This window comes from uncultured Psychroserpens sp. (assembly GCF_947494225.1).
Taxonomy (GTDB): domain Bacteria; phylum Bacteroidota; class Bacteroidia; order Flavobacteriales; family Flavobacteriaceae; genus Psychroserpens.
This window is the reverse complement of the sequence record NZ_CANLUG010000003.1, coordinates 131,013-153,742: the sequence shown is the minus strand read 5'-3', so window position 1 is coordinate 153,742 and position 22,730 is coordinate 131,013. Positions and strand designations below refer to the sequence as shown.

15 protein-coding genes are annotated in these 22,730 nt (G+C 34.1%); 9 read left to right on the top strand and 6 right to left on the bottom strand.

Annotated features, from left to right (window positions below):
* The first annotated feature begins 1 nt into the window (after position 1).
* The 3 genes from Q0893_RS08605 (at position 2) to Q0893_RS08595 (ending at position 11,928) form a co-directional block, all read left to right on the top strand.
* Entirely contained in the window at positions 2-2,599 is a 2,598-nt protein-coding gene (locus tag Q0893_RS08605) for a PorP/SprF family type IX secretion system membrane protein (protein ID WP_299274444.1), read from the top strand.
* 78 nt (positions 2,600-2,677) lie between these two features.
* Positions 2,678-10,894, top strand: coding sequence for a T9SS type B sorting domain-containing protein (locus Q0893_RS08600; RefSeq protein WP_299274441.1), 8,217 nt, complete (start codon positions 2,678-2,680; stop codon positions 10,892-10,894).
* 29 nt (positions 10,895-10,923) lie between these two features.
* On the top strand, positions 10,924-11,928 hold the full coding sequence (locus Q0893_RS08595) for a type IX secretion system membrane protein PorP/SprF (RefSeq protein ID WP_298901707.1): 1,005 nt from the start codon (positions 10,924-10,926) through the stop codon (positions 11,926-11,928).
* A gap of 28 nt (positions 11,929-11,956) precedes the next feature.
* Here the strand turns inward: Q0893_RS08595 and Q0893_RS08590 are convergent, their stop codons facing one another.
* Together Q0893_RS08590 and Q0893_RS08585 are read right to left on the bottom strand one after the other, a co-directional pair.
* Positions 11,957-12,394, bottom strand: a complete 438-nt coding sequence (locus Q0893_RS08590; protein ID WP_299274437.1) for a hypothetical protein — start codon at positions 12,392-12,394, stop codon at positions 11,957-11,959.
* Between the two features lie 176 nt (positions 12,395-12,570).
* Positions 12,571-13,437, bottom strand: a complete 867-nt coding sequence (locus Q0893_RS08585) for a winged helix-turn-helix domain-containing protein (protein WP_298901703.1) — start codon at positions 13,435-13,437, stop codon at positions 12,571-12,573.
* A gap of 128 nt (positions 13,438-13,565) precedes the next feature.
* Between Q0893_RS08585 and Q0893_RS08580 the strand changes: the two genes are divergently transcribed.
* Genes Q0893_RS08580 through Q0893_RS08565 form a run of 4 tightly spaced genes read left to right on the top strand, consistent with a single transcriptional unit; the run spans position 13,566 to position 15,554 of the window.
* Positions 13,566-14,144, top strand: coding sequence for a YceI family protein (locus Q0893_RS08580; protein WP_298901701.1), 579 nt, complete (start codon positions 13,566-13,568; stop codon positions 14,142-14,144).
* Complete coding sequence (locus tag Q0893_RS08575; protein WP_299274432.1) at positions 14,141-14,737, top strand: hypothetical protein; 597 nt, start codon at positions 14,141-14,143, stop codon at positions 14,735-14,737. The genes Q0893_RS08580 and Q0893_RS08575 overlap by 4 nt, the downstream gene beginning before the upstream one ends.
* A gap of 59 nt (positions 14,738-14,796) precedes the next feature.
* Positions 14,797-15,348, top strand: a complete 552-nt coding sequence (locus Q0893_RS08570; RefSeq protein ID WP_298901697.1) for a hypothetical protein — start codon at positions 14,797-14,799, stop codon at positions 15,346-15,348.
* Between the two features lie 14 nt (positions 15,349-15,362).
* Positions 15,363-15,554 (top strand): hypothetical protein, encoded by a 192-nt coding sequence (locus Q0893_RS08565; RefSeq protein ID WP_298901696.1) that lies wholly within the window; start codon positions 15,363-15,365, stop codon positions 15,552-15,554.
* Position 15,555: 1 nt separating this feature from the next.
* On the opposite strand, the gene Q0893_RS08560 is transcribed toward Q0893_RS08565, so the two are convergent.
* Genes Q0893_RS08560 through Q0893_RS08545 form a run of 4 tightly spaced genes read right to left on the bottom strand, consistent with a single transcriptional unit; the run spans position 15,556 to position 21,032 of the window.
* A complete protein-coding gene (locus Q0893_RS08560) occupies positions 15,556-16,008 on the bottom strand; it encodes a nuclear transport factor 2 family protein (RefSeq protein ID WP_298901695.1) in 453 nt (150 codons plus the stop codon).
* A 45-nt stretch (positions 16,009-16,053) separates the two neighbouring features.
* Positions 16,054-16,818 (bottom strand): subclass B1 metallo-beta-lactamase, encoded by a 765-nt coding sequence (bla, locus tag Q0893_RS08555; RefSeq protein WP_298901694.1) that lies wholly within the window; start codon positions 16,816-16,818, stop codon positions 16,054-16,056.
* A gap of 45 nt (positions 16,819-16,863) precedes the next feature.
* A complete protein-coding gene (locus Q0893_RS08550) occupies positions 16,864-20,136 on the bottom strand; it encodes a M1 family aminopeptidase (RefSeq protein WP_299274425.1) in 3,273 nt (1,090 codons plus the stop codon).
* A gap of 2 nt (positions 20,137-20,138) precedes the next feature.
* A complete protein-coding gene (locus Q0893_RS08545) occupies positions 20,139-21,032 on the bottom strand; it encodes an ABC transporter ATP-binding protein (RefSeq protein ID WP_298901691.1) in 894 nt (297 codons plus the stop codon).
* 207 nt (positions 21,033-21,239) lie between these two features.
* Here Q0893_RS08545 and Q0893_RS08540 point away from each other — a divergent pair, with 207 nt between their 5' ends.
* Together Q0893_RS08540 and Q0893_RS08535 are read left to right on the top strand one after the other, a co-directional pair.
* Entirely contained in the window at positions 21,240-22,034 is a 795-nt protein-coding gene (locus tag Q0893_RS08540; protein WP_299274421.1) for a sensor histidine kinase, read from the top strand.
* Positions 22,031-22,729 (top strand): LytTR family DNA-binding domain-containing protein, encoded by a 699-nt coding sequence (locus Q0893_RS08535; protein ID WP_298901689.1) that lies wholly within the window; start codon positions 22,031-22,033, stop codon positions 22,727-22,729. Before Q0893_RS08540 ends, Q0893_RS08535 begins: the two co-directional genes overlap by 4 nt.
* Position 22,730 lies beyond the last annotated feature (1 nt).

Genomic DNA, 22,730 nt, shown 5'->3' with positions numbered 1-22,730 from the left:
TATGAAAACATATATGTTGGTTTTAATATTATGTTTCTGTTCTATACAGATGTTCTATTCTCAAGAAGATGATGGGGTAGTATCATTGAGCCTTCCTGTAAGAAATTCACTAACATTTAATCGTTATACAATTAACCCTACGTTTAGCTTTGTTAGAGAGCAAACCAAATATATTAGTATTTTCAATAAAAGAGAATGGATCCAATTTGAAGATGCTCCACTCACCTACTTAGCCAGTTATTCTGGGCGATTTGGAGAAAATATTGGAGCAGGATTAGGAGTGTTTCAACAAAACTATGGTGTTTTAACAACATTTGGTGGTGTTGCAAATTTCGCATATAATGCTCAATTGGCACGTGACAGCAACTTAACCTTTGGGTTAAATATTGGGGCTTATAAAAGTGGTGTCAATACTGGAAATGTTATAACAAATTTTGATGATCCATCACTACAAAATGTTCCTGAAAACTTCCTGTTAACTGTAAGTCCAGGGATTAATTATGGTCTAGTGTTTTTAGATTTTGGTCTATCAATAAACAACTTGGTAACTTATAACTCTACATCTTCAGCACTCATTGAAGATAATCCAGAACAAAGTATTCAAGCACATTTAATGTACACTGGATATATGAACACCAGAGGCTTCTTTGATGAAAGTAAGTTTTCAGGTCTTATCAAATCTGAATTTAAAAAAGATGAAACAGTAATTTCTGCAATTGCTATGCTTACAGTTCCAAAAGGAATTTGGGCACAAGTTGGTTATAACAATGTATATGGAGCATCTGCAGGTTTAGGCGTTAACATTACTCCACAAATTGCCATTGAATATAATTATGAAAAAGCACTTGGCGATTTAACCGATTTCGGTCCATCGCACGAATTTACACTTGCTTATAGGTTTAAGAGCAAACAAAACTATGATTATAGTAGTGGTGATGAAATAAGTGGATTAATCTCTGGAAATAAAAGAAAGCCTGTCAAGTCAAACATATCTAAAGCACAAGCAGAAGCAAATCGTAAAGCCTCTGCTGAACGAAAAGCTGCAGCTCAAGACAAACTATTGGCAGAACAGAAGGCTAAAGAAGAAGCTGATACTCAAGCTAAATTATTAGCAGAACAAAAAGCCAAAGAAGAAGCTGATGCTCAAGCTAAATTATTAGCAGAACAAAAAGCCAAAGAAGAAGCTGATACTCAAGCTAAATTATTAGCAGAACAAAAAGCCAAAGAAGAAGCCGATGCTAAAGCTAGATTGTTAGCAGAACAAAAAGCTAAAGAAGAAGCTGATGCTAAAGCTAGATTGTTAGCAGAACAAAAGGCTAAAGAAGAAGCCGATGCTAAAGCTAGATTGTTAGCAGAACAAAAAGCTAAAGAAGAAGCCGATGCTAAAGCTAGATTGTTAGTAGAACAAAAGGCTAAAGAAGAAGCCGATGCTAAAGCTAGATTGTTAGCAGAACAAAAGGCTAAAGAAGAAGCCGATACTCAAGCTAGATTGTTAGCAGAACAAAAAGCTAAAGAAGAAGCTGATGCTAAAGCTAGATTGTTAGCAGAACAAAAGGCTAAAGAAGAAGCTGATGCTCAAGCTAGATTGTTAGCAGAACAAAAAGCTAAAGAAGAAGCTGATGCTCAGGCTAGATTATTAGCAGAACAAAAAGCTAAAGAAGAAGCCGATACTCAAGCTAGATTGTTAGCAGAGCAAAAGGCAAAGGAAGAACGTATTTCAAATCCACAAGATGAGATTGGAAAATCAATGTATGCGCTTACTCAACAAGCAGAAGATGCTAAAGTGACTCAAAACGAATTACTTAAAAAGTTTGATGATATCGTAGCTATTAAGGATAAAGACCTTAAAGATCTTAAAGAGGAAAATGATTTAAGCGAACAAGGTATAGCAGTTAAACCTAGACCTTTCAAAAGTATTACTGCCGAAAACAATGCCTTAAATGCGATCAAGTCAGATTTAGATGCAGCCATTAAAACAAGAGGTGATAACATCAAAAAGTTAAAAACGCTTTATGAAGATAAATATCAGGCAGATACGTTGATAAATGATGATGTATATCTCTATTATCAAAAAGCTTTAAAACGTTTAGAATCTGAACAACTAAAAGCAACAGAAGCTAGAACCAATTTAGAAACAAGATTAGAAGACATTAGAGTGGCTACTGAATTTGAGAGAAGACGTCGAATAAAGCGTGCCGCTTTTGACAACGAAGATGAACGTTATGCACAAGACAGAACAACACTTGAAAATATCAAGCAATCAACTGCCTTAAGCAGCACCCCTATAAAATCAGAAGATTTTGATTTCGGTGAAAAACAGAGTGATAACATTCAAATATTAGAGAATGTAACAAATGTTGAAAAAGGATATTATTTGATACTTGCTGTGCATAGTGATGTTGAAAAGAGAAATGAATTTTTAAGAAAAGTTGTTGCTTCTGGACGTACAGATATTGATTTCTTTTATGATGTGAACACAAGTAAATATTACATCTACTATGATAAGTTTGATAATATAGAAGCTGCAAATGAGAAATTAAAATCAAAAGGCAGCAGACCATATAATAGCAAAATGTCTATAGCAAAAATTGAAAATTAAGAACGAATATAACTAAGGCTCCATTCCTTATTTCTGAAAGCCTCACTGATGAAAAAGGAATAACAAATATTAAATATTATGAAAAGACCTACATTTTCTAAAATCACCATCATTGCATCAATACTATTTTTTGGTCTTCAGTCATATGCCCAAAATTATGAGCCCTTTACTCCTCGATTTGATCAGGATTTAAAGGGAGATATCGTACTTATAGGAAATAACATACTTGGGCCAGATAACAATGCTTTTAATGATAACTCTGTTTACAACCACAATGTTGACATGCAATATATCGACATTGATGGGGATGCTACAACGTTCAGTTCTTCTAGTGCTGACTTAGAAATTCCTAATCCGAATTGCTATCAAATTATCTATGCCGGTTTATATTGGGGAGCTGTAAATCCAGGAGATGAACCTATAACTGATGTTAAATTTAAAGGGCCCGTTGGAGGCTATAACGATATTCAAGGAACAATTATTTATGATGCAAATGGAACGACTGTTGATGGTGGAGATAGTTTTTCATATGCCTGCTTTGCAGATGTAACATCTATTGTAACCAGTTTTGGTTCTGGTGTTGATTTAGGAACATATACAGTTGCTAATGTTTCTTCTGCATTAGGAGAAACTGCTACATTTGATCCTTATAATGGTACTGGTCAATCCGCAGGATGGTCTTTATTTATCGTTTATGAAGATCCAACATTGCCAGGTAAATCAATTACAAGTTTTGACGGATTTAGTGCTATTAGTGTTCCAGGTAACAATCCTAACTTAGATATTCCTGTTGATGGTTTTAGAACTGTCCCTGCTCCTGCTCCTGTAAGAGCTAATTTTGCTTTTGCAACCTTGGAAGGAGATAGTCCTATTTTAGGAGATAGATTACGACTAAATGGCGTTAGTTTATCAACAGTAGATCGCCCTGTAACCAATTTCTTTAATAGTTCGGTAACACAATTAGATGCGACACCCGTAAATAATAGGGTTCCTAACAGTACAAATACTTTAGGTTTTGATACTGGAGTAATTGCAATTCCTAACCCTGGAAATTCAGTTATTGCCAATGATGCAACTTCTGGCGTCATTAGATTAGAAACAAGTGGTGACACCTACTTTCCATATTTCTTTGCCTTCGCAGTTGAAATTATAGAGCCCGATATTGTGCTCACGAAAATTGTAGAAGATGACGCAGGTAATGATATAGGTGGACAAATTGTCGATCTTGGAGCGTCTTTAAATTACGTTATTGGTTTTCAAAATACAGGAAATGATAATGCAACAAATTTTATCATACGTGATGTACTTCCTGTTAATATTATATTCAATTACCCTGACGATTTAGTGCTCCCTCCTGGTGTATCGGTTGTTAGTTATGATCCTGTAACAAGAGAACTTGTGCTTAGTATTGAGGATTATCTTGTTGAAGAAAATGATCCTGTATATGAAATCAGAATTGAAGTACAGGTTGTAGATACTTGTAATGAACTCGCAGATGCGTGTTCTAATATTATCAATAACCAGGCATTTGCAACATATAACGGATTCTATAACCCGACATTTCAAATTTCGGATGATCCTAGTTTAAATAGTAATACAGGATGTTTATTAACACCACAAGCAACCAATTTCTTAGCTGATCTTGATTGTGTGTTTTCAGAAGAAATAATTCTCTGTGGATCTAGTGTAGAATTAACGGCTGCAGATGGTTATGACTCTTATTCTTGGTCTACCAGCCCTACAGGAACACCTGTAATTGGGACAACACAAACGATTACTGTTACTGAAGTGGGAACTTACTATTCATTTAATACAGCTATTGCGCCTTGTCAGTCTATTGAACAAGAATATGTTGTAGCATTATTTGGAGGTGATATAGAAAACCCTGTGATACCTTATGCAGATGAAGTAGTAACTTGCCCTAACGATGGGAAACTATTACCAAATATATTTTTATGTGGTGCCAATGACTCTAGATTTATTCAAACCAATATTTCTGGAGCATCCTCTATTATTTGGGAACAATTGGATGAATCTAGTTGCCCAGCCGTATCAGATCCAGATTGTGCAAACGAAGACGATACCTGTACGTGGAATGAAGTTGGTACAGGCCCAGATTTCTTAGCTGATACATCAGGTCAATTTAGGTTAACCATAAATTATTCAGGTGGTTGTTTTGTTCAGTTTTATTTCAATGTATATCAAAACTTATTAAACCCAACAGTCATTGCTACAGATATTATTTGTACAACTCCAGGAACAATAACAGTAAATGATGTTCCTTCTGGTTATGAGTACAGTTTAGACGACATTAACTACCAACCTAGTAATGTTTTTACGGTTAATACGCCTGGAACTTATACTGTATATATTAGACAAATAGGTGTGCCTACAAACCCATGCGTTTTTACTGTACCTGATGTTCAGATTAGAGATCGTGATTTTAGTGTGTCAACAACAATACTTCAACCGCTTTGTAATGGAGATTTAGGCAGTATTCAATTAGCAGCGAATGATGTAGACCCACAATATACCTTCACACTTCATGAAGGCGGAACACTAGTGAATACCGTTGGTCCTATTATTGAAAACACATATATTTTTGCCAATTTAAACCCAGGAACTTATACGGCAACAGTTGAAACTGAAAATGGATGTTTCTATACTGAAGATGTCACTATAGTTGAACCACCATTATTAACTGTTACAGCCGCTATTACTATACCATTGACTTGTACAGATGGTGAAATTACCATATACCCAGAAGGTGGCACACCTCCATATTTCTATTTTGTAAATGGTTCAACAGATTTTCAGACTGTACCAGAAATTATTGTGACTACGGCAGGAGTATATGACATCACAGTTGTAGATTCTAATAATTGTAGCGCGAGTACTTCTATAGTAGTTGATCCATTACCAGAGCCTGAATTTAATATTTCAACAACAGACATAGCTTGTTCTGGTACTACAGGCGAGATTTCTATTAACGTTACGGCTAGTAATGGCTATAGCCTTGAGTATAGTATTGATGGTGGGAATTCATTTTTTAACTCACCAATTTTTACAGGACTTGCCCCAGGTGATTACGATGTAGTTGTTCAGTATTCTATTGGTGCTTCAATATGTGATAGTACACCACAAACCGTATCAATTATAGCAAATGATGCCATTTCAGGTACCGCAGAATTGACTACCGATTACACCTGTAATTCTGATGCAACAATAACTGTGACTGGAGTCACGGGAGGAGCCCCTCCTTACACTTACAGTATTGATGGCGTTAATTTTCAATCAAATAATGTGTTCACTGGTTTAACAGCTGGTACTTATACGATTAGTGTACAAGATACCAATAGTTGTACCGCTGTGATCAACGATATCACAATAGAACCATTAAACCCTCCAACCGATTTAATGTTTGATAACTCACCTATTACTTGTCCTTCAAACACAACTACTGTGACTATCACTGGTACAACAGGAGGTACAGGAGTTTTAGAGTATCAAATCATTGCACCAGCTGCTAATGCAACACCATATCAAACATCAAATAGTTTTACTGGATTAGAACCAGGAACTTATACATTTCAAGTAAGAGATGAAAATGATTGTATTTATAACGAGTCATACACTATTGATCCTATACCTACACCAACAGTAAATGTTGTTTTATCACAAGACTTAAATTGTACGGTATCACCAGATGCCATAATTACTGGTAATATTACTGGAACTGCGCCATTTACTTACGCAGTATCCATTAATAATGGAGCCTATACCCCATTAGGAACTACAGGAACACCATTCACTTATACAACAGCTACAGATGGGACTTATCAATTTCAAATTACAGATGCAAACGGTTGTATAGCAGAATCGAGTATTATTACTATAAATCCATTGTCTCTTCCAGATATTAGTGCTGTTGTTGAGAGTCAGCCTATTCTATGTAATGGTGATTCAAATGGTGCGATCGATGTAACAATTGACACTTCGGTTGGAACGCCTCCGTTTACAATTAATGTAAATAACGACACAACTGCAACAAATTATGGTACACAAACCTCAGGTTTGCCTGCAGGATCATATACTGTTACAATAACAGACGCCAATTCTTGTACTGCAACAGAAACAATAGTCATTACCGAACCTGATGCCATAATATTAGATTACGACACCGTAGATATCACTTGTGGACCAGGCGGAGTTTCTCAAGGGTCAATTATAATAAATTCTGTTACTGGAGGTACGGCTCCTTATAATTATTTCGTAACTGGAAGTAATAACTATTCTAACTCTGAGCTTAATGCAACAGGATCAACATCTGTTAGTTTTGATGTTGTTGATTTTGGATTATATGAAATCAATATTGTAGATTCTAATGGTTGTTCTGTATTAGTTCAAGATGTATTGGTAGCTTCTCCTCCAACCGATTTAGATATTAATGTTACTGCAACTGTCGATTGTTTAACGGGTGGTGAAGCTGTGGTTAGCATAGGATCAACATTAAGTAGTTCAGGACCATTTCATTTTAGTATTTATCAGGGTCCAATATCTGTTTATCCTAATCCGATTGGATCATGGATTCCAGAAGACGCACCAGGAAGTCAATCTGCAACGTTTACAGGTTTAACACCTGGAGTAACCTATACATTCATCGTATATGATGAATCTACTCTTTGTAGCTACTATGAACCTGCTACAACACCAATACCAACGAATTCAACATTAACTCTAAGTGCTATAAGTTCAAACAATATAACATGTACAGGAAGTGACGATGGTAATGTTACGTTTACGGTTAATAGTGTTTATGGTGTAGCAACAACCGTTAATTATGAAATTTTCGATGCATTAACTTTAATTTCAACAGGAGTAACAGGATCTGGAAATGTTCCAGCTAATGGAACGTTATCAGTAACAAATTTAGGTCCTCTGCCTTTTGGAAATTACTTCGTGTCAATAACCGAAACATCTGGTCCAAATTCTGGCTGTGGTGTGGTTACCACTCCATTTAACATTACCGAATCGGCTATACTTTTAGACTTAAATGTATTTATAGACCAAAATGCAAACTGTAACGCCAACTCAGGAGTTATTAGTGCTATTGCTCAAAATGGTACTGCTCCTTACCAATACCAAATTACAACAACACCTGCAGCACCATTAGATACAGATCCAGCATGGGCTTCTGCTAGTACATTTAACGTAGACGCTGGGAACTATTATGTTCATGTTTTGGATGCCTTTGGATGTATTATTTCTAGCCCGGTAATTGTATTGCCTATGGATCAAACACCTGTAATCTCTGCAGTTATTAATAATTTATGTACTGTGACCGAAGGAAATTTTGAAATGGATGTTACTTTAGATACAGCAGGTATAGCTCCTTATAGTTATAGTATTGATGGAGGTGCCTTCCAAACATTGTCGGCACCATTTACAATTTCAAATTTATTTTCTGGTACACACACCGTAGAAATACAAGATGCCAATGGTTGTGGAAATTTGATATCTGTAAACATCCCAGAACCATTAACAATAACTCCGAGTGCGACTGCTTTACCAACTTGTAACAATGACGATGGAGAAATTACGATTGCAACTTCAGGAGGTTCAGGATCTTTTACATATAGTATCAGTCCTAATCCAGGATCAATTAATTTAATTGGAAATACCTATTCTGGTGTACCATCAGGAATTTATACAATAACAATAACAGACACAGTAACATCTTGTACTGGAGAGGTTACAATCTCCTTACCTGAAGCTGTAGCGCCATCTATTTCAACATCTCCAACAGGTTTAACTTGTTTTGCTGATAACTCTGGTGCTTTTGATATTAATGTGATTGGATACTCAGGTGCATATACCTATGAAGTTTTTGACAGTTTAGGTGCTTCGGTATTTGGAGTAGTAAATGCTAATACATCAACAAACCCAATAACGGTTACAGGGATGTCTGCTGGAACATTTTCAGTAGTAATAACTGAAACTGAGAGTCCATTTTGTACTGCCAATTCTACTGTGGTAATCGCATCTCCTGCAGAGGCTTTAACCTTGGTTGCAAACGAAACGTCAAACGTAACTTGTGACAATAGTCAAGGAACAATAACTGCTGTTGCAACAGGTGGTTGGGGAGATTACGAATATGAGCTTACAGGACCAATTACGGTTCCATATTCTTCAAATAGCACGTTCACAGATTTATCAGCTGGAAATTATACGGTAAACGTAAGAGATGCTGAAGGCTGTATGGTTTCAGTAAATGTAATTTTGGCTGAACCGAACCCAATTAATGCAACATTTACGCCGAGTACGACATTACTTTCCTGTTTTGGAGATCAAAATGCGTCAATAAGTATTACAAATGTAACTGGAGGTCAAGGAGCTGAATATATTTACACTTTAAATACTATTTTGCCTACACCTAGTAGTTCTGGCCCGCAGACATCAAATGTCTTTAGTAATTTAGGAGCAGGAACATATTCGGTTACCATAACAGACAGTTATGACTGTATATTAACATCTGTTGATATAACTATTAATGAGCCAACTCCTGTTGATGCTAGCTTAGTTGTGGCTACAACTCAAACATGTTTAACAGAAGCAACACTTACTTTAAGTGCCAGTGGCGGAACAGGTGCCTATTCTTACAGTAATGATATTTCATTTAGTACTGTTTTAGGAACATTTAACTCATCTACAACATTCTCTGTACTTCCGGGCACATTTCAATATTATGTTAGAGATGCTAATGGATGTATTGCCAATGTTTCTAATGAGATTACTATTGATCCACTTCCTGAACTGGAAATTAATTTACAATCTACAAATCCAAGCATTAATTGTGCAGGTGATAACACAGGTACTATAGTTGTGACAGCGTTAGGTGGACTTGGCGATTATGTTTATACCTTAGAGGACACTTCAGGTAATACTTTACCCGCAACACAAGATAGTCCAGGAGTATTTACAGAACTTATTGCTGGTACATATGTTGTTAATGTTGTAAGTGGTGACTGTAATACAGCGTCGGCTCCAATAACAATTACTGAGCCAACGGCTCCATTAGAAGTTGATTTTGTTGTAAATGATGTTACCTGTAGTGGTAATAATGATGGTGTTTTAGAGATTAATGCTTCTGGTGGAACAGGGATTATTAAATACGCAATATCACCACAGTTAGATCAATTTTTTGAAACTAACATTTTTGAAAACTTAGCTCCTGGTACTTACGATGTCATTGTACAAGATGTTTTGGGTTGCTATATCACTTTTGATTTTACAATTAATGACCCTCAACAAGTTATTCTAAGTATTGTTCCTGATTCACTATTTGAGGAAACTTGTGAAGGTGAAGGCAATGGAGAATTTAGTATAGACGTTTCTGGTGGAAGTTTACCATATAGCGTGAGTTTAGATAACTATGATGGGCCTTATACGACAGGGGCATCTGGCCAAACTATTTTTGATTTCACCAATTTAGGTGGTGGCGATCATACAGTTTACGTTAGAGATGCTCAAGGTTGTGAATCTGAATGGAATATTACATTTCCAGAATCAGTAAGTATTAACCCGATTGTAGATATTGAATATGTTTGTGAAAACAACGCGTTAAGCAATATTGTTACTGTTACAGTTGACGAAAGTATTACTGATCTTTCTCAGCTAGATTATTCATTAGACGGAGGTCCTTATCAAATAAGTAATGTTTTTACCGACGTTATTCCTGGGACAGATCATTATATCGATGTTAGACATACAAATGGTTGTATCCAAAGAACAGACCTATTTGATATTGAAGATTATGCACCTCTATCCTTAGTGCTTGTCGAGGGAGACGAAGCTGGTGAAATCATTGCTAATGCAGCTGGCGGAACAGGAATTTATCAATATACTTTTGAAGGTGAAGACTATGGTGACACAAATATATTTTATGTTACCGAGTCTGGTGTATACACAGTTGTTGTAACTGATAGTGCAGGTTGTCAAGCTACTGCAGTAATTGAGTTAGAAATATTAGGACCTTGTATTCCTAATTACTTTAGTCCTAATGGTGATGGTGTTACCGATACGTGGTCACCAGGATGTACGGAAAATTTTCCAAACCTAACTTTTGATATTTTCGATAGATATGGTCGTAAGGTAGCCACTTATCGTGTAGGTGAATATTGGGACGGTAGATATAATGGAACAGAGCTTCCAACGGGTGATTATTGGTATGTAGTACAACCAAATAATCCAGCCGTAGCAAAAGAGTATGTTGGGCATTTTACACTTTACAGGTAATGATACCGAAGAATTTAAACAAATTTCAAATGAAAAATTTTAAACTATATATTCTCTTATTTTTCTGCTCATTTAGCTATGGGCAAGAACTAAATTTACCTGTTTGGACACAGTATTTAGCCGATAACGACTTTATTGTGTCGCCTACTTATGCAGGAATTGGAGACTATTTTAAAGTTAGAGCTAACGGACTTACCCAATGGGTAGGAATTAAAAATGCACCAGATAATCAAGCACTATATGCCGATTTCAGAATCGCAAATCAATCAGGTGTTGGTGTATCAATGTATAATGACAAAAACGGAAACACACGCCAAAAAGGTGTTAAGTTTTCATATGCTCACCATATTATTCTAGATTATACATCAAAGCAATATTTGTCATTTGGAATGTCTTACAACATTAATAGTTTCAGAATTGATATTGAGAACTTTCAGCCTACTGCAGAAATTCCAATTGTTGATCCCAGTATTACTGATGATAGATCTGTAACTAATCACAATTTTGATGTAGGTATGTTGTATCGATGGAATCGTTTCTATTTTAGTTTCAATGCTAACAATATCTTAGAGAAAAAGATTGACGATTTTACGGGATTTGAACCTAATAATCTTCTGAATTTTCAGGCTTACACAGGTTATGTATTTAATAATAAGCGAAATAATAGTGTAGAGTTTGAACCTTCAGTCTTCTTTCAACTATTTAATAGTGATGGGCGTTCGGCAACCGATATTAACTTTAAATACAGAAAATTTAATAGAGCTGGTGATTATTACTGGGTTGGTGGATCATACCGCTTTTTAAATGATCAATTTTTAAAACCTCTTAACTTTGGTCCTATGGCAGGTGTTATGAAAAATAAATTATACTTTGCTTATTCTTATCAGCTTACAATGAATGATCTTTCAGGATTTAACTCTGGAACACATAGTATTACCATAGGTTTAGATTTCTTACAAGGCATTAGTAATTGTGCTTGTACCAAAGGAACCAGTTATAGAAAATATAAGAATAACGGAAACAATCGTAATTAAGGTTCTTAAGTATTATACTTTATACTTTTTAAGCTACAAAATTAGTTAAGAAACTCATTACATTGGTTACACCTTCTACTGCGTCAGGGTTTGAACGAATGGCCTCAGACGCCGAATCTACAATAGTTTGCCAACCTAATCCAGCCGTAAAAACAGGAATTAATTGCATCCATTTAGGCCTGTTTGCATCGAATGCAGTTCTATAAACTGTTGGAAAAGCAACGACTGATACAATAAGAGCGAATACTATAAAATAGTAATCTTGATAGACTTCACCTGGAGTACCAAAGTTTTTCACTTCTTTATAGAAGGCATAAAACGGTTGAATTAATACACCTGCAAAAAGTGCTAACCACTGAAAAATGGCTTTTGGGCCACTTTGTGAATTGTCGTCTTCTGTATCAGATTTAAAAATTGAAGTATTAGCTTGATCTCTGTAAAGTGAAAAGTAGTTTTGTGAAGCCATAATAAATTGATTTAAGTTATACGTATAAATAGTTTTACAATAAACCATCGTTATATGAGATGGTCATATGTATTGAGCTAAAATGTCTTAAATAGGGAAAGGCAAACTACTGATTACGCATCAATTGTATCAAATATAGTGATTTTTTACAAAATATTTACAACTGCTCCAATGAGCTAACTAACTTCCAATTTATAACCAACACCATGCACATTAGTGAGCTTAATGGCACTATCATCCTTTAATTTCTTACGTAATTTTGAAATATAAGTATCCAAACTTCTGCCAACAAAAACGCCATTATCTTCCCACACTTTTTTTGTAAGTTCGTCTCTTTTAATGACTTGATTTGGGTGTTTCACGAAAATTTCTAAAAGCTCACATTCTTTTTTGGATAAGCTAATTTCTTCAGCTTCCTTTATCAATTTGTTTTGCTCAGGGTAAAATTGAAAACGACCAATTGTAGTGTAGTTAGTATTTGGACTGTCCTGAATACTTTTATGTTTGCTCCTCGAATACAACACATCAATAACGCATAACAGGAAAATTCCAATAAAAATATAAGACAAGACTTTTCTATTTATAAAGGCCGAAACACGTTTCGTAAATTTAACAGTTATGATATAACAGCCATTTGGTAAATATCGTCCTCCACAAGGAATAATAGTGCTTTCTTCATCTGCATTCATTTGATAGCTATATGCTACTTCTTCATCAGAGCATTGCAATACTTCTACTCTATAATATCTGGGCAGACGCGATTTTGCAAATGTACTGTCTACAATTGAAACTAATTGACTAGGTTCAAATGTTAGCTCATTTTGAAAGGATACTTGATATTTAGAATGATCTACTTCTAATACGGGTAAAATTAAAGACGTTGAATCCTTGTTAGCCAATAACAATCTGTTACCTACTTCACGCAAAGCTATTTTTGTACGCTCCACAAAAGCCTCATTTTTGGAGGTAGAATCAGATAGTATCCACCCTAACGCCACAAGTATGAGCACACCAACATAAGTATATACCTTGTTCTTCTTCATAATTCCTGTAAATAACATACAAATTCCCGACTTTTTACAACTCTTGACACTTCTTTTACACTTTTTTGACACTTTTTACGAAGACCACCAATAGTTTTATCATCAGAATTAATTTAAAACACAAAGTTATGAAAACATGTATATCATTATGTATTGCAGCTATTGGACTTATATCATTTAGTTATGCTCAAGAAAAATTAGAAATAGACACTTCTTTAAGCCAATTAAAATGGTCTGGAGAATATACCTTTTATTTTGGTGGCCACGATGGTACAATAAATTTTAAAGAAGGCTATTTCGTTAAGTCCGAAGATGTCATTACAGGAGGCGAGTTTGTCATAGACATGCATTCTATTAAATGTGACGATATTAAAACTGCTGATGCCAATAAAAGCCTTGTTGACCATTTGAAAGACCCAGATTTCTTTGATGTTGCAAAGTTTCCAGAAGCCAAACTAAAGATTAATAGTGTAAACTATCATGATCCCACTCACATGAAAATTTTTGCCGATTTAACAATAAAAGGTATTACATTGCCAATAGATTTTCAAGCTGAAGTTGATTTTCATAAAGCACAAATGACAACAAAATTTAAAATTGACCGAATGCGCTGGGGAATTAGTTACAATAGTAAGATGAGAGATGGTGCTATTTCTGACGCTATTGCTTTTGAAGTTACGCTAAACTTAAAAAAAATCAATAAATGAAACGAATACTCTTTGTCATCATACTTCTACTCTATGGTTTTACTGGCTTTGCCCAAGAAGAACAGGAAAAAGGAGCCTTTACGTCAGATACGACTTGGTTGAAAGAAATCATTAAATTTCCAATTAGTTTTGCTCCAGAAATTAAATACGAAGGTTATGAAGATCTTAGATTTGCCAAGAAATGGAGAGATAAAGATCACCAAGATTTTTGGTGTTATACATTTGTTTGGCATATTGAAGGTATTCAAAAATTTACAACTCAAGGTTTAGAAAAAGATTTAGGATTCTATTATGACGGACTTATGAAAGCCGTAAACAAGAAAAAAGAGTTTACTGTTCCACAGACCACTGTCCTTATGGTAAATACTAAAGGCGCCGGTTACGATACTTCCGATTTCGTTGGTAAAATACATGTATACGACTCATTTAATACCGAAAAAATGATCACATTAAATGTATTGGCTAAAGTTATAAATTGTGAGAAAAACAACACATCAAACATTGTTTTTAGATTATCACCTAGAGATTTTGGTCAAGACATTTGGGAACGCTTTAAAGCTATAGAACTTAGAAAAGAGATATGTGATGACTAGCATTAGATTAATGATTATATTTATAAAATAAAGTCATTATAAATCTAAAATCTCGCATTATGAGCATAAAAAAGAATATACTAGTGTTAACCACTTTGTGCCTATCTATGGTTGTTTCATTATCTCTTGAAGCGCAAAATGACACAGCCCAAACACAAGATTATAGCTCAGATTCTAAAAGTCCGCAAGCACTAATAGACGCGTATTATGATTGTATTTCTGGTCCAATTGGAGATGTACGCGACTTTGAGCGTTTAAGACATATGTTCCATAAAGATGCACGCCTAATATATAGCTATTGGAATGAAGACTCAAGTAAGGCTAATCTTATGATTTTTGACACTATTGATGCGTTTATTGATAAATTGGGCTATCTTGATAAAAAAGGATTTTATGAACATGAAATTGCTAATATTACGCACAGTTTTAGCACAGTAACCCAAGTATTTAGTACATATAAGTATCGTGCTGAAGACAATAGTATCCCAAAAGGTCAAGGTATTACCAGTTACGATTTATTCTTTGATGGCGAACGTTATTGGATTATGTCTATGTTTTGGGCTGCAGAAAATGACAAATATAAAATCCCTAAAAAATATCTTAAAAACTAATCTAATTATATTATATGCCAAGTATCCCATGCCCGAAATGTAAAACACCTCTTGCGTTTGAATTACCTAAAGTGTTAGATGGAAAAACATTTACATGCAGTTCTTGTCAAACCGTTATTGCAATATCCTATGAAGACAATAAGCAATCGTTAGATAAAGCAACTGAAGCTCTGGATAAATTAAAAGATGAATTAGATATTGATTAGTTTATTTAATACTATTCCAAATATCTAAATACATTTTCCAGATGCCATCTATTTTTTTCCATACAATAACATATTTGCCTTTCCAAGAGACTTCTTTTCCATTTTTTAACAGTGTAGTACCTTCATATGTGCCATAATCATAGGCTTCATCTCCTAAAATTTTGATTTCGTTCGAAACCACTTTATGATGCTTTATAGAGACACCATCAGGTAATGTCCAATAGGCAATTATGTCTTTTGTTCCTTCAATAATATCTCTATTATTTGGAAATATCTTAGCATCATTTGTATATGAGGCTCCAATCATTTTATAATTAGAGTCTTTAATATATGTTGAAAATAATACCGTATTTTTTAATATGTGATCAATATCCTCTTTACCCCCTGTATAGGTTTGACTATAGGATAGTTGTGAAGTAAGTATCACTAATACTATTGAAAGTAATGATTTCATAATGTCTAAAATTTAATAATCGAAGTTACAATTTTATTAATAGAATTATTGGTGGTCTTGAGTTTCAAATAATGTCATAGTATAATCTAGAAGTTGGGTATTACCATGTTCTCCATGACCCGGAATCACAATTTTCAAGTCTTTATAATGAGACTTAATATTTTTAGCTGTAGTTGGCCATTCATTGGTATTGGCATCTTCTAAATTCCCTTTAGTTGCACCAAGTGATTTAATCAGACATCCTCCAAATAGTGCTTTTTCAGAAGGAATATATGCTACAACATTGTCTATGGTATGCCCTTCTCCAAAAAATGTGAGGCTAACTTTTTCTTTGCCAATGTATAGGTCTCTTGTTTTGTTAAATCCAGATTTTGGAACATAATTATTACGTTCTTTCGCTAATGCAATGGTCATTTCATTGGCTATAGAGTTGATGCCTTCATTATGAAATGCTTCTAAACCTCCCAAACAATCTACGTGAAAATGCGTTGGAACAACTGTCGTGATTTTAGATTGAAGGGAATCTTCAACCCACTGTATGAGTACACTAGACGCCTCATTGGATGTTGGCGTATCAAAAACTATAGCTTCATTGTTATCAATAAAAATAACACCATTACAAGAAACCTTAGTTCCGTTTTTTAAGTTAAGATAAGATCTATGAATAAACATATGGTCATTCAGTTTTGTAACCTCCAAAAGTTCGGTTTGGTAAACGATTTTAGGTTCAGGATGGTTGTGACAACAAGTAATAGATATAAATAGTAGTCCTGAGATAATTATAGAGCAAATTCGTTTATTGTATTTCATTTACAAAATATAAAGCCGTTCGAATCCTAAAGATAGCAAATATGCTTATTCTTCAAACAAATCACTAACAATATGCTGCTGATCTTCAGGTACAATATCTCTAAAATAAGAGAGTAAATCTTTGGTTGTAGCGTATCTGTATGTTTTTGTTTTTAACAGACCATCAGTAGTATTCCAATCTCTAATAAATTGCTTTATGGCTAAATTTACCTGTTGCTCTCCAACGACCTTTTGAAATTCATACATATTAATTACCCCTTTGGCATAGTATACATATTCTTGATTTTCAACCAAGGCTAAAGAAGGCTCCTCAAATTGTTCACGTACTTGCCCATCTTTATAAGTTTCTTTCTGAAATTCTAAAAACTGGAGCACTTTATCCTCGGAATAATAATGTTTCAAAACCATTACAGCTGCATATTGAGATAATGTCTCTAAGATGAAATGTTTGCCTTTAACATTTGCTGCCTCTACTTGCATTCCAAACCATTGGTGTGCAATTTCATGTGCTGTAACATAAAAAGCCATGTCAACATCAGTATGATCATCAATATCTAATATAAATCCTATCGATTCTGAAAAAGGTACAGTTCCAGGAAATGATTGTGCAAATTGAGCATATCTGGGGAATTCCATTATTCTAAGATGTTCATATTGATACGGCCCAAAATTCTTACTAAAATATGCTAATGATGATTGCATAGATGTCATCATTCTATCGACATTATAATCATGACCTTCATGATAATAAATTTCTAGGTTTACCGGATTAATATCTATGGATGAACTAGGTGTCCATATTCCCTTTTTAGTAATGTACTCACCAGAAACAACAGCATAAAAATTAATGATAGTCTGGTCTGTTTTATAGTGAAAGTAGTTTCGGTCATTTTCTGTCCATTGTCGTAATAAATTACCAGGGACAATAGCCGTTTGATCTTTATGAGTGCCAACAATCATTTCGAGTTGAATACCATCAGAATCGCTTCCTGAACGCGCTATACCTAATTCATTATAATCTTCTCTACTTGCTTTATTTAATCGCTTTGGTAAATTATTGTCTGCACGATCATCACTATCATTAAGTTCATATTTTTTATTGTAACCAATACTTGGGAAATCATTATTATTAAAAAATGTACCATTCTCTACAACGTTCTCATTAGAAGCATCGTGCTGAAAACCTCTAGTTCTATAGGTTTGCTTAAAGTTCATTTTAACCGAATCTCCTGGTTGCAATGCGTTTTGTAATTCATAAATAACATAATCATATGTTTTATAGGTATTGTTTGGAGTTGAGCCGCCTTCAAAAGTGACATTGTCTAGCGTAGTATTCGATTCAATTTGTTTTTGAATATGAACCTCTTTAATGACATGGTCTGTTGCATTTTTTAAGATATATTGACCTTCGGCCACATAGTGTCTCAACTCAGGATATAACTCAAGTTTCATATAAACATCTACCAATTTTGGTTGTGGGATATATTCAAATTTTTTGAGTGTTTTTTCATAGGCTATTCTAAAATCTACAGCGTCCGCATCCGTCCAATAGATGTTTAAAACATTGGTGTTATAAAAAATAAAGCTGCCAAGTATAATGAATGCTATTGTAACGCCGCTGCTAAATTTCATAAGACGTGTACTCACCTTATGTCTAATCATCTTAATACGCCTCAATAATTGAGTCTCCATTCCTCTCACTAAGAGCAATGAAGAGATAACAAGGAGTAATATTCCAAATAGCATCCAATACGTTTTAATAAAGAGATATGGTTTTAAAAAATCACCATAACCATTCATATCAGAATAACTTCCTAGGGAACTTCCACCAAATAAGTAAAGGTTATGATTAAAACCTAGCACACCTAAGAAGACTATTAAAATGAATACTACAGTAACAATCATAATTCCAATAAACTTATGATTAACAAGAGCCTGCACAAAAAAAGACAAACATGTGTATAATGCTAAAAAGGGTAATATTTCTAAAAAGAAGCCATAAAAGTAGACTTGAAATTCGTAATTATAATAGCCATTCAGCGTTTGAAAAATAACTCCCGATAAAATCAAGGCCAACATCAATACGATATATATAAGGTTTAATCCAATGTACTTCCCTAAAACATTCATAAAACTAGACATTCCGGTGGCATCATAAATCAGATTTAATTTCGCACCTCTTTCTTTCCACATCAATTCTCCAGAATAAAATACCATGATGATAATAAAAAAGTAAATTGATGTTTCTTGGAGTTCTTCTACAATAAAATATGTAGCAGGATAACTATCTACGCCATATACAGTTCCAAGGTTAACAGAGTTAATTAAAATGATAATCATACCACAAATAACAATCCCCCAAAACGAAGGTTGTTTAAAAATGCTCACAAAATAAAACCATGAAAAATGTCTTAGTTGTTTCCATTTGCCTGCTATACTAGTTTGCACCTTAGTATTCGGTACTTTAATTAAACGACTGTCATAACTTTTTCCTGCATCTAAAGTTTGAACACGTTTAGACTTTGGCTGTCCTTTTTTAACGCTACTGAGGTTAAACTTTTTATAGCCATAAAACAAAATAATTAATCCCAATGTTATCCAAACCAATTTATTTATTAACAATAAGCCAATAAAAGGAATGCTTTGTATACACTTTTCAGATGGCGTCCAAGCGTCTGTTATTAGCGTTAATGTAGTTAATGAAAAAGGGTCTAAAATGGCCTGAATGGTATCGTTAGTAATTGCTTTGGTAAGCATGAACATAACAAAAAAGATAATACCTTGAGTGTATACAACGACCAGCTTCCTACTAAGTGTTCCAGAGACAAAAAACAATGCTGCTCCAAAAAATAGAATTGGTAGTGTGACTTGAACAAATGCGCTCAAATAGGTTAATATATTGAAAGGTAGTAAATCATCTGGTTTATGCCATGGCATAAACTCTCCAAGCATCAATCCAAAGAAAACTCCACTAAATACTATAACTAAAATGGCAAAAGAACCTAAGAATCTACCCATCAAATAATCTTTCTTACGTATAGGCGTTGAGAACATTAGCGATGCAATCTCATACTCAAAATCCCGCAACACCGAAACGCCCATAATCATTGATGCCAAAATCATAAAAATTCCGGTAATTGCTCCCATAGCTTTAGCAACAACAATTGGGGAATTCTTTTTCAAAACACCTAAATCGACACCTTGAAAAACAAAGTCCACACCTACAATAGAAAACAGAAATAAAAACAAAAAGAATACATAAGTATCTGCTCGTCTAATTCGATATTGAATTTCAAATTTAAAAATGTTGTACCACATGATTAAGAAATGGTTTTAAGGTTAGTGTTTTGATTAAAAATTTGTGCGAAGTATACATCTTCCAATTCGGCATTGATAAGGGAAAAACCATTTCCAGGATTCACATCACTAATGATATGAATAGTTGGCTGACCAAGAAATAGCTTTTCACTTATAACCTGATAATGCTGTCGATAAGATTCTAATTCAGATTTTTCAATTGTTTTTTTATAAACCTTTCCTTTTAACTCTTCAATTATTTTTAATGGATTTCCTTTTAGCGATACCTGACCCTGATTTATAATCGCCATATTGGTACAAAGTTCTTTAACATCATCTACAATATGAGTAGATAAAATGACCACAGTACGTTCTCCCAATTCGCTCAGTACATTATAAAATCGGTTCCGCTCAACAGGGTCTAAACCAGCAGTAGGCTCATCAACAATGAGTAACTTTGGATTGTTCAAAAGTGCTTGAGCAATACCAAAACGTTGCTTCATACCACCAGAATAACCGCTTAGATTTTGTTTTCTAACATCATATAAATTTGTTTTTTGTAGTAAAGCCTTAACCAAGTCATTACGCTCTCCTTTCTCTGAAATACCCTTTAATACAGCAAAATGATTTAGCAATACTTCAGCAGATATTTTAGGGTATAAACCAAACTGTTGTGGTAAATACCCTAAAACTTGCCGCAACTCATTTTTTTGATTTAAAACATCTATATCGTCTAAAAAAATAGAACCCTGATCTGCTTCTTGCAGCGTAGCAATGGTTCGCATTAGCGTGGATTTACCTGCGCCATTTGGTCCAAGTAAACCAAACATGCCCTGAGGAATTTCTAAAGAAATGTTTTGGAGCGCTTTAATGCCATTTGAATAGGTTTTAGATAGATTGTCAATAATGAGTTTCATACTGATCGTTTTTTAATTGATATGGGCAAACGTATAAATCACTTCAAATAGAAAAAAGAAATAGGGATGTAAAACACTGAGCGCGTGACATGAGTAATTTTAAACGCTATAAAAGAACTTGGTCACTACTATCTATGAGTTTGTCACTTACGCACATCTGTTTATCAACTTATTTGTTAGCCGATTTTTATTTAATTAATATTGACTATGATTTTTAAAATTTCAGAACATAGAAAACCATTAGTAAAGCGTTTGTACAGAGTAACGCTTATCATCATTGGGCTCCTAATTGTCATTTTTAATGACGCATTTGGAGACAATGAGGCTTTTGGAATTTTTGGTTTATTATATTTCCTATTTCTATTTGTATCTATAGCCTATTGGATATTTAAACAGATAAGGTCCATTATCAGGTTGAAACATGAAAAAGCAAAAACCGAGTTAATGCATTTAAAAAGTCAGGTAAACCCTCACTTCTTTTTTAATATGCTTAATAACCTTTATGGTTTGGTAGATAAGGATTCTAAAAAGGCACAAGAACTCATATTAAAATTGTCTGATATGATGCGATATAGTATTTATGATGGGCAAAAAGAAACGGTATTGCTTTCTGAAGAAATAACGTATTTGAAAAACTATATTGAACTTCATAAAATGCGTTATCATAAAACGATAGATATTCAGTTTAATGACGATATAAAAGATAACGATTATCAAATAATGCCGCTTCTATTTATCATATTAGTAGAAAATGCATTTAAGCATGGTGTAGAAAATTTAAGAGAGAATGCCTATGTTTACATCACAATGACTGCTAAAAATAATCAGGTGCATTTCGAGGTTAAAAACAACTTTGACAATGCCATTGATAATGAACAAGGAGGTATTGGTTTAGACAATCTTAAACGTCGATTGGAATTGGTATATCCAAAACAACATCACTTATCATTTTCAAAGGAGAATGACGTTTTTGAGGCACAACTCACAATTTCAAAATTATGATAAAATATATCATTATTGATGACGAGCATATTGCTCATGACATTATTAAGAACTATTGCGACATGTTACCAAATATGGAACACATGACTGATTGTTATGACGCCATAGAAGCCTTAGATTATCTTAGCAAGACTAATGTTGACCTCATTTTTTTGGACCTCAATATGCCCAAGTTAAAAGGGTTTGAGTTTTTAAAAACCTTGCCTTCTCCTCCTAAAGTAATAGTAACAACAGCGTATAGCGAATTTGCGTTAGAAGGTTTTGAACTTAATGTTGTAGATTATTTATTAAAACCGTTCAGTTTCGAACGATTTTTAAAAGCCGTAAATAAAGTATCAGAATCTAACACCACAGCGAATGTATCGGCAGTACATGATCATAAAACTAGTACTGGTCAAATCTTTTTAAGGCAAAACAAGAGTTACATTCAAGTTGATATTTCAGATATATTATACATTGAAGCCTCTGGCAATTACACGAAAGTGGTAACAAACGATGATACCATTACTGTTCGAGAAAAAATTTCTGATATGTTAGATTCATTGTCAAGTAACGAGTTTTTACAAGTACACAAGTCTTTTGTGGTTGCCAAAACGCATATATCTCGTATTGAAGGCAATAGAATTCATCTTAAAGATGCTATCGTTCCAATTGGCAAATTATATAAGGCCAATATTAATGACTTATTAAAATAAC